The organism is Rhizobium sp. YIM 134829, assembly GCF_046546455.1.
The window spans coordinates 331,131-346,802 of sequence record NZ_JBKHKI010000001.1 but is presented as its reverse complement, the minus strand read 5'-3'; the positions used below and the strand labels follow the sequence as shown (position 1 = coordinate 346,802).

General features: G+C 65.6%; 13 protein-coding genes. 5 read left to right on the top strand and 8 right to left on the bottom strand.

From position 1 onward, the window contains the following. Positions 1–98: 98 nt before the first annotated feature. Positions 99–1,934, bottom strand: a complete 1,836-nt coding sequence (mutL, locus tag ACLE20_RS01670; RefSeq protein ID WP_410938511.1) for a DNA mismatch repair endonuclease MutL — start codon at positions 1,932–1,934, stop codon at positions 99–101. Positions 1,935–2,229: 295 nt separating this feature from the next. On the opposite strand from mutL, the gene ACLE20_RS01665 reads away from it, so the two are divergent. Next, complete coding sequence (locus ACLE20_RS01665) at positions 2,230–3,993, top strand: response regulator (protein ID WP_410938510.1); 1,764 nt, start codon at positions 2,230–2,232, stop codon at positions 3,991–3,993. 161 nt (positions 3,994–4,154) lie between these two features. Next, the gene (locus ACLE20_RS01660) at positions 4,155–5,519 is read left to right on the top strand and encodes a putative bifunctional diguanylate cyclase/phosphodiesterase (protein ID WP_410938509.1); all 1,365 of its coding nucleotides are present in this window, start codon (positions 4,155–4,157) and stop codon (positions 5,517–5,519) included. Positions 5,520–5,591: 72 nt separating this feature from the next. Here the strand turns inward: ACLE20_RS01660 and ACLE20_RS01655 are convergent, their stop codons facing one another. The 6 genes from ACLE20_RS01655 to ACLE20_RS01630 form a co-directional block, all read right to left on the bottom strand. After that, entirely contained in the window at positions 5,592–6,239 is a 648-nt protein-coding gene (locus ACLE20_RS01655; RefSeq protein WP_410938508.1) for a PRC-barrel domain-containing protein, read from the bottom strand. 204 nt (positions 6,240–6,443) lie between these two features. Continuing rightward, entirely contained in the window at positions 6,444–8,168 is a 1,725-nt protein-coding gene (locus ACLE20_RS01650) for an IlvD/Edd family dehydratase (protein ID WP_410938507.1), read from the bottom strand. 98 nt (positions 8,169–8,266) lie between these two features. After that, complete coding sequence (locus ACLE20_RS01645; RefSeq protein WP_410938506.1) at positions 8,267–9,139, bottom strand: SMP-30/gluconolactonase/LRE family protein; 873 nt, start codon at positions 9,137–9,139, stop codon at positions 8,267–8,269. After that, complete coding sequence (locus ACLE20_RS01640) at positions 9,136–9,777, bottom strand: 2-dehydro-3-deoxy-6-phosphogalactonate aldolase (protein WP_410938505.1); 642 nt, start codon at positions 9,775–9,777, stop codon at positions 9,136–9,138. Before ACLE20_RS01640 ends, ACLE20_RS01645 begins: the two co-directional genes overlap by 4 nt. Positions 9,778–9,819: 42 nt before the next feature. Next, a complete protein-coding gene (locus ACLE20_RS01635; protein WP_410938504.1) occupies positions 9,820–10,746 on the bottom strand; it encodes a 2-dehydro-3-deoxygalactonokinase in 927 nt (308 codons plus the stop codon). Beyond that, positions 10,743–11,510 carry an SDR family NAD(P)-dependent oxidoreductase gene (locus tag ACLE20_RS01630; RefSeq protein ID WP_410938503.1) on the bottom strand — a complete coding sequence of 256 codons (768 nt, stop codon included), beginning with the start codon at positions 11,508–11,510 and terminating at the stop codon, positions 10,743–10,745. Before ACLE20_RS01630 ends, ACLE20_RS01635 begins: the two co-directional genes overlap by 4 nt. A gap of 167 nt (positions 11,511–11,677) precedes the next feature. Here ACLE20_RS01630 and ACLE20_RS01625 point away from each other — a divergent pair, with 167 nt between their 5' ends. The 3 genes from ACLE20_RS01625 to ACLE20_RS01615 all read left to right on the top strand — a co-directional run bounded on the left by ACLE20_RS01625 (position 11,678) and on the right by ACLE20_RS01615 (position 14,197). Then, positions 11,678–12,508: an IclR family transcriptional regulator gene (locus ACLE20_RS01625; RefSeq protein WP_410938502.1), complete on the top strand. Its 831-nt coding sequence runs from the start codon at positions 11,678–11,680 to the stop codon at positions 12,506–12,508. Positions 12,509–12,614: 106 nt separating this feature from the next. After that, the gene (locus ACLE20_RS01620; RefSeq protein ID WP_410938501.1) at positions 12,615–13,352 is read left to right on the top strand and encodes a helix-turn-helix transcriptional regulator; all 738 of its coding nucleotides are present in this window, start codon (positions 12,615–12,617) and stop codon (positions 13,350–13,352) included. Further along, on the top strand, positions 13,349–14,197 hold the full coding sequence (locus ACLE20_RS01615; protein WP_410938500.1) for a helix-turn-helix transcriptional regulator: 849 nt from the start codon (positions 13,349–13,351) through the stop codon (positions 14,195–14,197). Before ACLE20_RS01620 ends, ACLE20_RS01615 begins: the two co-directional genes overlap by 4 nt. Before the next feature lie 4 nt (positions 14,198–14,201). Here ACLE20_RS01615 and ACLE20_RS01610 read toward each other — a convergent pair whose 3' ends face one another. Continuing rightward, entirely contained in the window at positions 14,202–15,296 is a 1,095-nt protein-coding gene (locus ACLE20_RS01610) for a helix-turn-helix transcriptional regulator (protein WP_410938499.1), read from the bottom strand. Positions 15,297–15,672 lie beyond the last annotated feature (376 nt).

Genomic DNA, 15,672 nt, shown 5'->3' with positions numbered 1-15,672 from the left:
CCCGCATTGTTAATTCCGCACATGCTGTCCGGCTTTCGTCCGAGACGCAGTAGCGCCGCGCTCCGCATCCGTCAAACCCACCAACCAGGCACCCGCCGTCAGCTGCGGCCGAACAGCCGCTCGATATCGGCGAGCTTGATCTCGATATAGGTCGGCCGGCCGTGATTGCATTGGCCGGAGCCGGGGGTGGCCTCCATCTGGCGAAGCAGCGCGTTCATTTCCTCGGGCTTCAACCGTCGTCCGGAACGCACCGAGCCATGGCAGGCCATGGTGGCGGCCAGATGGTCGAGCCGGCTTTCAAGGCCGGCGGCGCTGTCCCATTCCGCCAGTTCGTCGGCGAGCTGGCGGATGAGCGCCGCGGCATCGATCTCGCCGAGCATGGCCGGCGTCTCGCGCACGGCGATGGCGCCGGGGCCGAAGCGCTCGATCGTCAGGCCGAGGCGGGTGAAATCCTCGGCCTTGGCAACGAGTCGGTCGCAATCCTCCTCGGGAAGATCGACGATCTCGGGGATCAGCAGCGCCTGGGCGGCGACCGGGCGGCTGGCCATCCCCTTGCGCAGCGCTTCGAAGACCAGCCGCTCATGCGCGGCATGCTGGTCGACGATCACCAGCCCGTCGCGGGTCTGGGCGACGATGTAGTTCTCGTGCAGCTGCGCGCGGGCAGCGCCGAGCGGATGCTCGATCTCATCTGACGCGGGCGCCGGCGTCGGCGCCGCACTGGCCGAAGGCGCCACGGAAAACGCGCTTTGCAACGCCTCGGCAAAACCGAAGCCTGGGGCCGCTCCGGCCGGCGCCGCACCCTCGAAGGCGAAGGGGCGGGACGGGGAGGTCTCGGCCGACCAAGGCGCCGGGCTCGGCGGGGTCTGCGGGCGGAAGGGCCAGCGGGGCGTGGCCCCCTCCGGGCGGAAGGCCTGCATCAGGCCGCGGGCCCCCAGCGTCGATGCCCGGTCGCCATGCAGCGCCAAGGCCTGGCGGATCGCGCCGACGATCAGCCCGCGCACCAAGCCCGGATCGCGGAACCGCACGTCGGACTTGGCCGGATGGACATTGACGTCGACCAGGGCCGGGTCGATGCCGATCGACAGCACGACGACCGGGTAGCGCCCCTGTGGAATGGTCTCGGCATAGGCGCCACGCAGGGCGGAAAGGATCAGCTTGTCCTGCACCGGCCGGCCATTGACGAAGACGAATTGCTGGAGCGAGTTGCCGCGGTTGAAGGTCGGCACGCCGGCAAAGCCGGTCAGCCGCACATCCTCGCGCTCGGCCTCGATCGGGATCGCATTGTCGCGGAAGTCGCGGCCGATCACCTGAGCGATGCGCGCCAGCCGGTCGTCGCCGGTTGCGGGAAATTCGAGCGTCGTGCGGTCGGCGCCGGAGAGCACGAAGCGCACCTGCGGGAAGGCGATCGCCATGCGCCGGACCACCTCGGAGATCGCCGCCGCCTCCGCCCGTTCGCTCTTCAAGAATTTCAGCCGCGCCGGGGTGGCGAAGAACAGGTCGCGCACCTCGACCACCGTGCCGATATTCGCGGGCGCCGGGCGGAGTGCCGAGAGTACCCCGCCATGCACGGCGATTTCGGCGCCTTCCGCGCTGCCGGCAGCGCGGCTGGCGATCGTCAGACGGGCGACCGAGCCGATCGAGGGCAGGGCCTCGCCGCGAAAGCCGAGCGTGCGGATGTCGAGCAGGCCCTGGTCGAGCTTGGAGGTGCAGTGGCGGCGGATCGCGAGCGCCAGATCCTCGGGCCCCATGCCGCAGCCATTGTCGACGACGCGCAGCAGCGCCTTGCCGCCGCCCGCCGTCGCAATATCGATGCGGGTGGCGCCGGCATCGAGCGCGTTTTCGATGAGTTCCTTGGCGGCGCTCGCCGGTCGCTCGATCACCTCGCCGGCAGCGATCTGGTTGATAAGCGTCTCGGAGAGCTGGGAAATCGGCATGTCCTCTTTTCCCTCATTCCGTCGTTCAAGAAAAGCGCCCTCATGCGCCTCTCCCGGTTTTATCGAGTTCGTTCTGTCTTACTTTCACGCGAAAATTCGCGATCCTGTTTAATCTTGGCTTAAGGTAAGACTGTCACTGTCCAAACAAGGAGATGGTGTCTTCGGACATTGTCCGGACCCTGAAACGGTGCGCCGCTGACCGTCCGTTTCGAACAGATCCGCCACGCTGGCCCGGTCAGGGTCCTGCGTCAGCATGTCTCCGCCACAGCCTCTCCGCCTCGACGAGGACGATGACATGACCGATGCGGCGCTTAGCGACGCAAACATCCAGTTTTCCATGATCGAAGCGATGGCGGAGTCGCTCGACGTGGCCGTACTTGCCTATGATCGAAATGACGAACTGCTGTTTGCCAGCCGAAACGTGGCGCATTTCTATGCCGTTCCGGCCGAGATGGTCCAGCGCGGCACGCGCCTGCGCGATTTCCTGGGCGCTGTCTTCGATCTCGGCATGCGCACAGGCTCCAACGGCGAGAAGAACCGCCGCCGCGCCAATCGCGAGGAATGGATCGCCGATCGCGTCTCGCTGCACTGGCGCGAGCGTTATGAGAGCGTCGAGCGGCTGAGCCGCCAGCGCTGGATCAGCGTTCGCAAACGCCGGTTGGCGAATGGCATTTGTATTGTCGCCCTGACCGATGTCTCCGAGCAGAAGAAAAAGGAAGAGCAGCTTCAGCTCGATCTCGAACGCGTCGAAGTCACCGAAGCCATTCTCGACAATCTGCCGAACCCAGTCTTCGTCAAGGACCGCAGCCTCAGCTATATCGCCGCCAACAAGGCCTTCTGCGCGATCCATGGCGTCAATGCCGAGGGCATTCTCGGCCGTTCGGTCTGGGATGTGCTCGAGCCCTCGCTTGCCGAGAAGGTCGAGGCGTCCGACCGCATGGTGCTCGAAACCGGCAAGACCTTCACACTGCCCGAACAGATCGTGGCCGCTGATGGCGACGATTTCTGGTCCATCACCCACAAGTTCCGCATCGGCGAAGGCAGCCGCGCCATCCTCGTGACCTATATGGCCGATGTCACGGATGTCGTGGTCGGCATCGGCGAACTGGCGCCGGATCTCGCCGAGGCCTTCACCATCCGCGACTATAATGTCTTCGAGCCGGCACAGAACTGCTTCGACGCGTTCCGCTCGGTCGATGTCCAGACGATCGCCGAGACGCGGCCGCTGATGGCCGCGTCTGAACGCCCGACGCGTAACATGCTGGTGGTGACTGCGGATCCGGTCCGAGAGGCCCATCTGGTCGCATTCCTGCGCGCTGATGGCGCGGATGCCTGTGCGGTGCATGGGGCCAGCGAATTGACGGCCTTCCTCGCCGCTGCCCGTGAGGCGCAGCTTCCGCTCGACGCCATCCTTGTCGATCCGCCGCACGACCCGCGGCCGGCACGCGAGAGCGGCATTCCGACGCTCGTTCTCGACCCCACCTGGTCCGATGCCGCGATCGGCACCGCGATCCATGCACTGCTCGACCCTGCGCCGGAACCGAGCCTGCCGTCACTGGTCGAAAGGCAGGTCAGTGCTGTCGCGACTGTGGAAACAGATCCGGAGTCGGCCCCGAGCGTCTCGGACTGGGATCTGATGACGCTGCCGATGCTGCCTGTCGATCGGTCGGAGATCGATGTCCTGGTGGCCGAGGACAATGACATCAACCAGTTCGTCTTCGCGCAGATCCTCGAAGGGCTGGGGCTGACCTATCGCGTCGCCGCCAATGGCGAAGAGGCGCTGCAGCTGTGGCAGACGCTGCGCCCGCGGCTCGTGTTGATGGATGTGTCGATGCCGGTCATGAACGGCTTCGAGGCGACGCGCGCCATCCGTGCACGCGAGGAGGTGGGGCAGCGTACACCGATCGTCGCCGTCACCACCCAGGCGCTCGACAAGGATCTCCAGGAATCAGTCCGCGCCGGCATGGATACCCATATCGTCAAGCCGGTCAGCCCGGACATGATCGAGGCGGTCTGGGCCCGTTTCCAGGGGGAGGAAGCGACGCGTCTGCGGCAATAGAACGTGATTCGCCAGCTGCACGGTATAGGAGTAAGTTCTTCGGCTTCCGGCCCGTTTTGCGACCGGACCGAGATCTGGGGAGAGGATCGTTACCTTTCGTTAAACCAAAAGCGAAAAGGTCTACCGCGCCGGTAGCGGCAGAAGCATGCGGGACTTGAGCGATGAATCGACCAGACGACGGCTCTGCAGACCATCTCAGTCGCAATGACCTCCATGTCATGGCCTTTACCGACCCTCTGACCGGGCTCGGCAATGCCAACAAGATGCGCGATCGCGTGCGCGAGATCGCCACCGAGCGCGCCGCAGATCCCGCGCCCTTCACCATCGGCCTGGCCAATCTCGACGGGTTCAAGCCGCTGAACGATCTGTTTGGGCCGGGTGCCGGCGATGAGATCCTCTGCCAGGTCGCCAACCGGCTGCTTGCCTGCGTGCCCGATGGCGCAACCGTTATCCGCGTCGGTGGCGATGAGTTCGCCTTCGTGCTGCCTCTGGTCTTCGAGCGCAAGGCGGCCGAGAAGATCGGCCAGATGCTGCGCGAAGTGCTCTCCGCCCCGTTCGATCTCGGCCAGCGCACCGTTCGTCTGTCGGCCTCCTTCGGTTTTGCCATCTACCCCTTTGCCGGCGCCGACTATGAGGAGCTGTTGAAGAGCGCGGATACGGCGCTCTACCGCTCCAAGCGGCGCGGGCGCGGCCAGATTACCGTCTTTTCCCATGAGATCGCCGCCGAAATGAAGCGGGCGACACAGCTCGAACAGGCGCTCCGCAATGCGATCATCAATGGCGCCGTCGACGTGCATTTCCAGCCGATCGTCGATCTCGCCACCGACATGCCGGTCGGCTTCGAGGCGCTGGCCCGCTGGTGCGATGCCGATCTCGGCTACGTCTCTCCGGCCGTCTTCGTGCCGCTCGCGGAGGAGCGCGGGTTCATTCACACGCTGACGGAAACGCTACTGCGCAAGGCCGCGGAGGCCGCACTGCTCTGGCCGAAGGAACTTTTTCTCTCCTTCAACCTCTCCTCCGCCCAGCTGATGGACCCCTCCACCAGCCGCGACGTGCTGGCGATCGTCAACCGCGTCGGGCTCGATCCGCGCCGGCTGGAGCTAGAGATCACCGAAACCGCGGTCATGACCGATGCCGATATGGCGCAGAAGATCGTGGCGGAGCTGCGGGCTGCCGGTATGCGCATCTCGCTCGATGATTTCGGCACAGGCCAGTCCAGTCTGGGCCGCCTGCGCGACTTCACCTTCGACAAGCTGAAGATCGACCGCTCCTTCGTTTCGCGCATCGCCACCGACCGCGCGTCGGAACATATTATCAAGGCGATCGTCACCATGTGCGACGGCTTGAATCTCGAAGTGGTGGCCGAGGGAATCGAGGATTTCGCCGAGGCGCTGAAGCTCAAGGGCCTCGGCTGCGGCATGGGGCAGGGCTATTTCTACGGCAAGCCCGCCGACCTGCAGGCAACGTTGCGCTATCTCGAAAAGCGTTTCGGCAGCCTTGACCAGCACCGCAGCCAGGCCGGCTGATTGCGTTGAAACCCATCAACGAAAACGGCAGCGCCAGGGCGCTGCCGTTCATACTCTGCCGTGAGGCCGAGCTTAGTTGTTCGACGTGGCCGGGGCCGGGGCCGCGGTGCCAGCCGGAGCGGCACCCGGGGTGGTCGAGGAGGTCGTGGAGCTGTCGACCGGTGCACCGGTGTTCTGCTCGGCCATCTGGGCCGACTTGGTCTTGAACTCCGGAGCAGCCTTCAGCGTGTCAGCCGTTTCCTGGGTCGTGAGCTTCAGATCATCGGAGTTCGGCACCTGGGCGACGTTGATCTTGTCGAGCGGTACAGCAACGTTCTTCTCGCCGATGCCGAGGAAGCCGCCGACGCCGATCACGGCTGCTTCGACCGAGCCGTCCGTGGTGAAGATCACGTCGTTGATCTCGCCGATGCTCTCGTCATTGCCGGTGTAGACCGACTGACCGATATAGGTGTTGGCGGAGATCTGTTCCGGGCCCTGCTCGGTCAGATAATCGCCACCGGCCGGAGCGGCCTGGGCAGCCTGATCGGCAGCCGGAGCGGTCGAATTGGCAGCGCCATCCATCGGCGCGGGGGTCATCGGCTGAGCGGCCGGCGCGGTGCTGTCGGTGGCATTCGGCTGGGCCGGCTGCATCGTGTCCTGAGCGGATGCGATCGGCGCGAAGGCGGCGACGCTTGCAAAGAGTGCACCAGCGGCGACGGAGGTGATGATCTTGTTGGTCATGGCTCTCTTACCTTTCCTATTCTCTTCTCGGATCAGGGCGCGGGGTCCATCACGCCGCACCGGTGATGCCCAAAGAACGAGGGCTCAGCGAAAACTGTTCCGAAAAAAAATCGTGATCGGCGGAGGGAACAACTTGCCCTTCGGCTCTCGGGAAAGGGGAAAGTAGAGCCGCGCAACGCCCGGTGGGGTTGCGCGGCGAACGGGTCAATGGCTCTCGCGCAGCACTTCGCTGCCGCTGGCGCCGACGAGGAAGTCGAGGTCGGCGCCCTTGTCGGCCTGCAGGACGGTGTCCTGGTAGAGCTTGTAGTAACCGCGCGTCCATCGCTGCTCCGGCGGCTGCCAGGCGGCCATGCGGGCCGCATATTCGGCCTCGTCGATCAGGAGGTTCAGCTCGCCCTTCAGCGTGTCGAGGCGGATGCGGTCGCCGGTGCGCACGATGGCGAGCGGGCCGCCGGCATTCGCCTCGGGGCTCACATGCAGGACGACGGTGCCGAAGGCGGTGCCGGACATGCGCGCGTCCGAGATGCGCACCATGTCACGCACGCCCTTTTCCACGAGCCGGCGCGGGATCGGCATGTTGCCGACCTCGGCCATGCCCGGATAGCCCTTCGGTCCGCAGCCCTTGAGCACCAGGATCGAATCCTCGGTGACGGGGAGATCCGGATCGTCGATCTTTTCCTTCAGATCCTCGATCGATTCGAAGACGAAAGCCGGGCCCTCATGGACGAGCAGATGCTCGCTGGCGGCCGATGGCTTGATGACGGCGCCGTTCGGGGAAAGATTGCCCTTGAGGATACGGATGCCGCCGGCCTTGCGGAGCGGATTGTCGAGCGGGCGGATGACGTCGTCGTTGAAGACCTCCGCATCCTTGTAATAGTCCGAGATCGGGCCGCCATAGACGGTCGGCGCATCGGCGTGCAGCAGGTGCTGGATGCGGTTCATCACTGCCGGTAGGCCACCGGCATAGGCGAGATCCTCGATCAAGTACTTGCCGGACGGCATGCAGTTGACGATGCAGGGCACCTGGCTGCCGACACGGTCGAAATCGTCGAGCGTCAGGTCGACGCCCGCGCGCCCGGCGATCGCCAGGAGGTGGACGACGGCATTGGTGGAGCCGCCAACGGCCGCATTGGCGATGATGCCGTTCTCGAAATTCTCCTTGGTCAGGACTTTCGAGAGGCGGAGATCCTCATGCACCATGTCGACGATGCGCTTGCCGGTCATGTGGCTAAGCGCCATGCGCCGCGCATCGACGGCCGGCAGGGCGGCGTTCATCGGCAGCGACAGGCCCATGGCCTCGACGACGGAGGCCATGGTGGTGGCCGTGCCCATGGTCATGCAGACGCCCGGCGAGCGCGACATGCCGCTTTCGGCCGCCATGAACTCCGCAAGGCTCATCTTGCCGCCCCGCACGTCTTCGGAGAACTTCCAGACATCGGTGCCCGAGCCGATATCCTTGCCGCGCCACTTGCCGTTCAGCATCGGCCCGGAGGAGACGACAATGGTCGGCAGATCGACGGAGGCCGCGCCCATCAGCTGGCCGGGGGTGGTCTTGTCGCAGCCGCCGAGCAGCACGACGCCGTCGATGCCATAGGCGCGGATCGCTTCTTCCACGTCCATGGCCAGCAGATTGCGGAACAGCATCGCCGTCGGGCGCATCTGCGTTTCGCCGAGCGAGGAGACAGGGAACTCGACGGGGAAGCCGCCCGCCTCCCAGACGCCGCGCTTCACGCCCTCGGCGAGCACGCGCAGATGACTGTTGCAGGGGGTGAGTTCCGACCAGGTGTTGCAGATGCCGATAATCGGCCGGCCGTCGAAGACATGGTCGGGAAAGCCCTGGTTCTTCATCCAGGACCGGTGGATGAAGCCGTCCTTGTCGGTGCCGCCGTACCAGTGACGGCTTCTCAGTTCTTTTTTCTTCTCGCTCATCGGTGTCTCCTCAGTCGGCGCCAGGCGCACGATCTGCAATTGTCATACTTTTCGGCGGCCGCCCTGTAAATCGCGCCGATGGGAAATCTCTCGGTCCGTCAAAGCCTATAGGCAGGCTCGAAGCGGCCGTTGACGGGAACGTTCAGCTCGAAGGTCATGCCGGCCTGCGGATCCTGGCCGCGGCCGGCCTCGTGCAGGCCCTGCCATGCGCTGGTCACGAGCAGGCGATCGGCCTTCTCGCCGATGAAGGCGGGGCAGGAGGGCTGGGAGACCGGCATGGCGTGGCGGGCGAGGCGGCGTCCGTCGGGCGCATACACATCGACGGCCGAGGCGCCCCAGCGGGCGCTCCAGATCTGCCCGTCGGCATCGCAGACCGCCCCGTCGAAGCCGCCCTCGCTCTCGGGTTCTTCGGCGAAGACGGTCGGCTCGCCGATGGGCAGGCCGGTCGCGGGGTCGAGCGGCACGCGCATCACGCGGTTGATTCCGGTGTCGCTCCAATAGCCGATCGCGCCATCGGGCGAGAAGCAGATGCCGTTGGGGATGGTGATATCCGAATAAAGCTTGGTCACGATGCCGCGCGCCACATGGTAGATCGCGCCGGCGCCCTCTTCGGCATTTCGCCCCATGGTGCTGATCCAGAGCGCGCCGCTCTGGTGCACCCGGCCGTCATTGGTGCGGTTGCCAGGCTTGTCCTCGAGCTTGGCATATTCGGAGAGCGCGCCGGTCTCGGCATCGCGCAGGAACAGGCCCTGGTCGGAGGCGATCAGCTGACAGTCCTCGTCGACGAGAGCGATGACGCTCGCCATCAGGTTCAGGGGCTGCACGCTCTTGGCGCCGCTCGAGAGATGCAGCGCATGCAGCTCGCGACCCTTGATGTTGAACCACCAGGCCGTGCCGGTTGCCGGATCATAGAGTGGGCCTTCGCCAAGTTCGGATGTGGCCTGGTCGATGACGGTAGCGGTCGAGGTCATGCGTGCGCTCCATAATAAACGGCGTCATAGGCCTTCACGGTGGCTTGCGCGCGCTCGCCGATCTCGGAGGCGGTCATGCCGGGTTTGTAGAGGCTGGAGCCGAGACCATAGCTCTTGATGCCGATCTTGGCATAGTCGGCAAAGCTCGTCTCGGACACGCCGCCCACCGCGGCAATTTCCAGCTCCGCGGGCAGCACGGCGCGTATGGCGGAAATGCCGGAGGGGCCGAGCACGCTGGCGGGGAAAAATTTGAGCCCGGTGGCGCCGGCTGCGGCCGCGGCAAGCGCTTCCGTCGGGGTAAAGACGCCGGGCATGGTGACCATGCCCTTCTCCACCGCATGGGCGATCACCGCGGTGTCGACATTGGGGCTGACGAACAGCCTGCCACCCGCGTCTTCCAGCCGGTCCACCTGCTCTTTCGTCAGCACTGTGCCGGCGCCGATCAAGGCGTCGGCCGGCGCACTTTTGACCGCGATCTCGATCGAGCGGAAGGGATCGGGCGAATTGAGCGGGATCTCGATCGCCTGGATCCCGGCCTCGATCAGGGCGGCGATCGCTGCCTCGGTTTCCTCCGGCCTTAAGCCCCGCAGGATGGCGATCAGCGGATATTTCAGGGTGGGGAAGGGGATACGGGTCATGATGGTCTTTCCTTGTGGCCGCAGAGGCGGCGAAATCGGGGATCAGGCGGGCCAGAGGGAGTGGGCAGCCGAGGCCAGGCCATCGCGCACGGCGAGGTCGGCATCGATCAGCGTCGCGGAGAGCCCGGCCGCGTCCAGGGCGGCGCCATAGAGTGCGGCCAGCGGGCCGGAAGCGACCAGGCTGACGGCCGTACCCGGTCGGGTCGAAGAGAGCGCGCCGGCGATCTCGAGCCCGATCGTCAGGCCCGAGAGCCGGGCCTTGGAGCGGGTCGCGTCATGGCCATGCAACAACTGGCCGGAGCGCACGGTGAAGAAGAGGTTGGTGGCGAGCGCCGGATGGGCGATCGCCTCGGCCACGGCCGCGCGAAACGCCTCATGCGTGCCATCGAAGGCGGAGGCTTCGGCGACCGCGTGGGAGAGGATCGACTGCTTCGAGAGCACATCGAAGAGCTCGCCGCTCATGAAGGTGGAAAAGCCGGTGACGCGCCCGTCCTCCACCCGCACCCATTTGGAATGGGTGCCGGGCATGCAGACGAGATGCGCGCCTTCGGCCTTGCCGAGGGCGCCGAGCAGCTGGGTTTCCTCGCCGCGCATCACGTCCGGGCGGTCGGCGTCGCGCTGGGCGAGGCCGGGCAGAATGCGGATGTCGCGGCCGGCGTCCGGCACACGGGCTGCCTGGCCGACAATATCACCGAGCGCGGCGGGCACATCGAGATAGCCGGCCTCCACCCATCCCTGGCGGGCGCCGGCCATGCCGCAGATCACCGCCGGCACATGCGCACCGGCGCCAAGCGCGGCCAGATGCGCATTGAAGATCGGCGCGAAACCGCTCTTGGCAGCCGTGGTCATGCCCTCATGCGTGCGGCGCTCGCCGATGATCGCCCCCGTGTCGGAGATCAGCCAGAGCCGGAAGCTCGTCGTGCCCCAGTCGACGGCGGCATAGGCGGCGGATGAGGGGGTGGAAGTCACAGGACGCCTCCGTCGACGATCAGGGTTTGGGCAGTGATCCGCGCCGCACTGTCGGAGGCGAGAAACAGGCAGGGTCCGACGAGATCGTCGGGAAGAAGCGTTTCCTTCAGGCACTGGCGCGCCTTCATGGCCGCAATCGAGTCCTCGGTCAGCCAAAGCGCCTTCTGTCGCTCAGTGACGACCATGCCCGGCAGAATGGCGTTGACGCGCACGCCCTCCGGCCCCAGCCGTCCCGCCAGCGACTTTGTCAACCCGACGATCCCGGCCTTGGCGGCCGCATAAGCGGGCATTTCGCCGAGATTGAGCAGATAAGCGATCGAGGAAAAATTGACGATCGCGCCCTTCGCACGGATCAGATGCGGGGCCGCTGCCTGCGCGGTGAAGAAGAGCGGGCGCAGATTGATCGCCTGGCTCTCATCCCACTCCTCAAGGGTCGTCTGCCCGAATGCGTGCCGGTCGTCACGCGCGGCATTGTTGACGAGCACCGCCAATCCGCCGAGCCGCTCCGCCGCCTCGACCACGAGACGTTCGATCGTCTCGACCTCGGTCAGGTCCCCTTCGAGAAACAGCGGCGCGTGATCGACTCCCGCGGCAAGACGCGCGGCGAGCGCCTGTCCTTCTTCTGCGGCGCGGTCGATGAAGGCGACCCGTGCACCCTGGCGCACGAAGCCTTCCACCAGTGCGGCGCCGATGCCCGATGCGCCGCCGGTGATCAGCACGCCGCGACCTTCAAGATCGGGATGGAGGGTTGAAGGGGCGGGCATGCGCGGCTGGCGGTCCTGTTTTCGAAAGGCGACTGTTTCCGAAAGCGCGGGCCATCCGGAGAAGTGTTCCACATAATGGAACTCGTGTTTACTATCTGGAATTATCTTCCGCCTCGTGCGACAGTGTCAAGGCACGTTTGACGACGGAAGGGGCTCGGATCGGACCGATGCAGATCACGGACGAGGCACAGCCAGACCGCGACGGGGACACGGGAACGCTTGGCAAGGCGATGCGCCTGCTGGAGCGTATCGTCATGGCAGACCATCCGCTGCGCTTCACCGATATCCTTTCCGCCACGGGCCAGCCGCGCGGCACGCTGCATCGCCAGCTCTCCCATCTCGTCAGCGAAGGGCTCCTCTCCCAGCGTAGCGACCTGACCTATGAGCCAGGGCTCCGCCTCCTGACCTTCGCGCATCGCGCCTGGGCGCGCAACGATCTGCGCGCCGTCGCCGCCCCGCATCTTGCCCGTCTTCATGAGGAAACCGCGGAAACGGTGCATCTCGGCCTGCTGCGCGGCACCGAGATCGTCTATATCGACAAGGTGGAAAGCCGCCAGACCGTCCGCATGGAAAGCCAGGTCGGCAAGACCTCGCCGGTCTATTGTACCGGGCTCGGCAAGGCGGCGATGACCGCGCTGCCCGAGCCGGAGCGGGCGGCAATTGCCCGTCGCGTGTCCTTCCGTCCCTTCACGCCGCGGACCCATCGCTCGGTCGCATCCCTGATGGCGGATCTCGATCAGGTGGCCGAGCGTGGCTATGCCTTCGACGAGGAAGAGCACGAGGTGGAAATCCGCTGCGTGGCGGCGCCGGTCTCCAATGCCGATCTCAGCCTGGTCGGCGGCGTATCGGTCACCGGCCCGGCCTACCGGATCAGCATGGAGCAGCTCAAAGCCTGGTCGCCGCTGGTCGTGCGCGCGGCGCGGGCGATCGCCCAGGATGTCGCGATCCGCATGGCGCCGCGCGCCGAAGCGCCGGGCCTGGACAAAGGTGAGGATTAATGGGCCGAGCGTTCTGGACGTCCATTCGTCATACCTATAGCCTAGGGCAGCAATCCTGCTCGCGTCCGGCGGGTAGATTGACTGTTGATGAAAATGGGAGATTGAGATGGGTATCAGCCTGAACGGGGCTGCGATCCGCCCGCTCGCCGAGGATGTCATCGGTACCGATTTGAGGTCCGAGCGATGCATCTACGCCGCTTTCGAGCGGGTCAGCGCGGCCTTCGGCTTCCAGGCTTTCCTGGTGATGAGCGTGCCGCCGCGCACCGCGCGTCGCTTCGCCGACCATGTGATGATGAGCAATTGGCCGCCGGCGATCATCGCCGATTACGATGCGGCCGGCATGTTGGTCGACAGTCCGGTGGTCGACCATTTGCATAAGAGTACGCTTCCTTTCACCTTCGACGTCGAGAACGACCTGCGCAAGCGCCGCAGCCCGCGGTCGCTCCTTGTCGCCGCTCTCTTCACCCAGCGCAGCATGCCGCGCGGCGTCTATGTCCCCGTCCATGACAGCGCCGGCCACTGCGGTGCCGTCGCCTTCTCCGGTCTTCGCAAGGTGGTCGATCAAGGCGAGCTCGCGACGCTCACCTATGCGGCGGTCACGCTGTTCGACCGGCTGAGCGATGTGCGCCAGAAGGCGCCGCGTGCCTCCGGAGCGCTGTCGCGTCGCGAGATCGAATGTCTGCACTGGGCGGCCGCCGGCAAGACCACGGTGGAAATGGCCCAGATCCTCAAGCTGTCGGAATATACGGTGAATCACTATCTTAACCGCGCGACGCGGAAGCTCGATTCGGTCAACCGCGTCCAGACGGTCGCCAAGGCCATTCGGGCCGGGTTGATCGGGTGACCGGCACGGCTGATGGCCGCAGCGCCGAGGAGACTGCCCCTTTCGACAGCCGGATCGCTCCGGAGGACGGACCATCCGACGAACCGGCTTTGCCCGGACCGGATCGCGTTGTGGAGGGCGAACGCGAAATGGCGAGCGGGACGGATCTCGCTGCCGATGTCGCGGCGCTCCAGACGCAGTTCGACGTGGTGCGCTATCTGCGGCGCCTCGCCGAGGACCACGGCTTCCGCCATTTCATCATCTGCCTGATCCCGCCGATCGAGGTCGCCAAACTTTCTGAGACCTCGATCGTCTCGAACCTGCCGAAGGAGATGTTGGCGAGCTTCGACGAGAGCGGGCTCCTGCAGCACAGCGCAGGCTTCCGCCGCTTGCGGTCCACCACCACCCCTTTCTGCCTCAGCCAGCAGGAATGGACACGCGAGACGACGCGCGCGGCCGAAGCGGCGCAGCATATGGCGGTGTCCGCCCGCCATCAGGTGGAACAGGTCGCCTATTTCCCGGTGCACAATGCCGATGGCACCCGCGCCGCAATGATCCTGATGGGCGAGCAGCGCGCCATTCCGATGGCGGAGATGATGGAGCTGCAGATGGTGGCCATCTATCTCTACAATCGGCTGACCGAGATCGGCGCCTTTTGGCGGGAAAGCGATGTCGCCCTCTCCGAACGCGAGATCCAGTGCCTCAACTGGACGGCCGCCGGCAAGACCAGCGCGGAGATCGCCGGCATCCTCGGGCTCTCCGAACATACGGTCAACCACTACCTCAACCACGTGACGAAGAAGCTCAACGCGGTCAACCGCACCCAGGCTGTCGTCAAGGCGCTGCGGCGCGGGTTGATCAGTTGAAAGGTCAGCGCTCGGGCTCACCCCGGCCAACGACGCGCATCGCGGCCACGAACTCCGCCTGGCGGCGCATGCCGGCCTTGCCGAGGAAGGATTTGACATAGGTGCGGATCGTCTCGACGCTGAGATCGAGCGCGGCTGCCGCCCCCCGGACCGAGTTGCCCCGCGCGATCAGTCCCGCCACCCGCGCCTCGCCGGGCGTCAGGTCGAAAAGACCCTGGATGACGTCGACGGAGGGCGCTTCGGCGCGGCCGATCGCCGTGACCAGGAGCAGAAAGCCGGCGCGGTAGAACAGGTCGCGCGCCGCGCCGCGGATCGGCAGAAAATGCAGCACGGCCGGCGGCAGCGCCTTGCGTGCCGGGAGCGGGAAGGAGCGGACCTGGCCCTGCTCGAGCCCCAGGCGCCCCCGGGCGATCAGCTGGTCGAAGATCGCCTGCGCGCCTGGCTGCGAAAGGAACAGCCTGTCCTGAGCGGAGATCGAGATTTGCGGCTCCAGCGCGTCGAACAGCCCATTGGCGATCATGACCCGCCCGTCTTCGCGCAGCATGGCGGCCGGCAGCTGGGCGAGGCCCAGAGCCTCGACGGCGGCCTCGATCCGCGCGAAGTTCAAACGGCTCGCGACCAGCGCCGCGCGGGCAAGATGTGGCCGCATCCGATCCAGCCGATCGAGCTCGCCCTGCTGGACCGCGCCAAGACTGCGCTTGCGGTCGATCGAGACGCCGATGACCTCGCCGGTTGGCATTGGGATGATCGTGCCCGCCGCATAGCCGAAGCCGCGCGGCCAGAGGAAGTCTGTATAGACCGGCTCCGCGGCCATGACCTCGTCGCTGAGGATATCGGCATCGGACATGAAGCCAGCATGGGGGATGCGGGCCAGCGCTTCCGAGCGGCGATTGTCGAACCGCCAGCCGCCCTCGAAATAGTCGGTATAGAGCCTCTGGACCCCGTCGGAGGCGATGAAGGATTGGCCGTCCGCGGTGATATCGGTCAGCAACGTGCCTTCGGCATCGATCAGGCGTGCCAGCGAGTCGAGAACGGACGGCCAGAGCTCGGGCAAGAAGGCCGCCTCGTAGAACCTGTCTTCCAAACCGTTGCCTGACATCACGCCTGTTACCGATGGTCGCGCAGAAAGTGTAGCTCGGGCTTACTGAGCGTCAAGTCATGCGGCTCTTTCGAATGTACGAATCTGATGTCTTTCGCACCAGGGGCAAGGTGCTGCCTAAATTTGTTCATAACTGCACGCCTTTCGACAACGCAAGTGAGCAGACGCCCGCGGAGGGGCGGTTTCGACGCGCTACGTTGCTGAAGTCGCGCTTGGCACGCTTCGTGCTTTCCTTCTGTTAGGTCCAGAGGGGACTGAGAGAACGTGCGCCCACGAAGGCTGCACACGGACAGGCCGCTTCCCGCCTCGCGATGATCCCGGATGAACGGACATCGGAGGCGGGGGAGCGGCCTTACCATTTTGGGGTCTTGCGCGA

Excerpts from the sequence above, each read along its gene's own strand:
- ACLE20_RS01620 (WP_410938501.1), top strand. The coding sequence starts at position 12,615 with ATGGGTATCAGCCTGAACGGGGCTGCGATCCGCCCGCTCGCCGAGGAT.
- ACLE20_RS01665 (WP_410938510.1), top strand. The coding sequence starts at position 2,230 with ATGACCGATGCGGCGCTTAGCGACGCAAACATCCAGTTTTCCATGATC.
- ACLE20_RS01610 (WP_410938499.1), bottom strand. The coding sequence starts at position 15,296 with ATGTCAGGCAACGGTTTGGAAGACAGGTTCTACGAGGCGGCCTTCTTG.
- ACLE20_RS01660 (WP_410938509.1), top strand. The coding sequence starts at position 4,155 with ATGAATCGACCAGACGACGGCTCTGCAGACCATCTCAGTCGCAATGAC.
- ACLE20_RS01625 (WP_410938502.1), top strand. The coding sequence starts at position 11,678 with ATGCAGATCACGGACGAGGCACAGCCAGACCGCGACGGGGACACGGGA.
- ACLE20_RS01655 (WP_410938508.1), bottom strand. The coding sequence starts at position 6,239 with ATGACCAACAAGATCATCACCTCCGTCGCCGCTGGTGCACTCTTTGCA.
- ACLE20_RS01630 (WP_410938503.1), bottom strand. The coding sequence starts at position 11,510 with ATGCCCGCCCCTTCAACCCTCCATCCCGATCTTGAAGGTCGCGGCGTG.
- ACLE20_RS01645 (WP_410938506.1), bottom strand. The coding sequence starts at position 9,139 with ATGACCTCGACCGCTACCGTCATCGACCAGGCCACATCCGAACTTGGC.
- ACLE20_RS01650 (WP_410938507.1), bottom strand. The coding sequence starts at position 8,168 with ATGAGCGAGAAGAAAAAAGAACTGAGAAGCCGTCACTGGTACGGCGGC.
- ACLE20_RS01640 (WP_410938505.1), bottom strand. The coding sequence starts at position 9,777 with ATGACCCGTATCCCCTTCCCCACCCTGAAATATCCGCTGATCGCCATC.
- mutL (WP_410938511.1), bottom strand. The coding sequence starts at position 1,934 with ATGCCGATTTCCCAGCTCTCCGAGACGCTTATCAACCAGATCGCTGCC.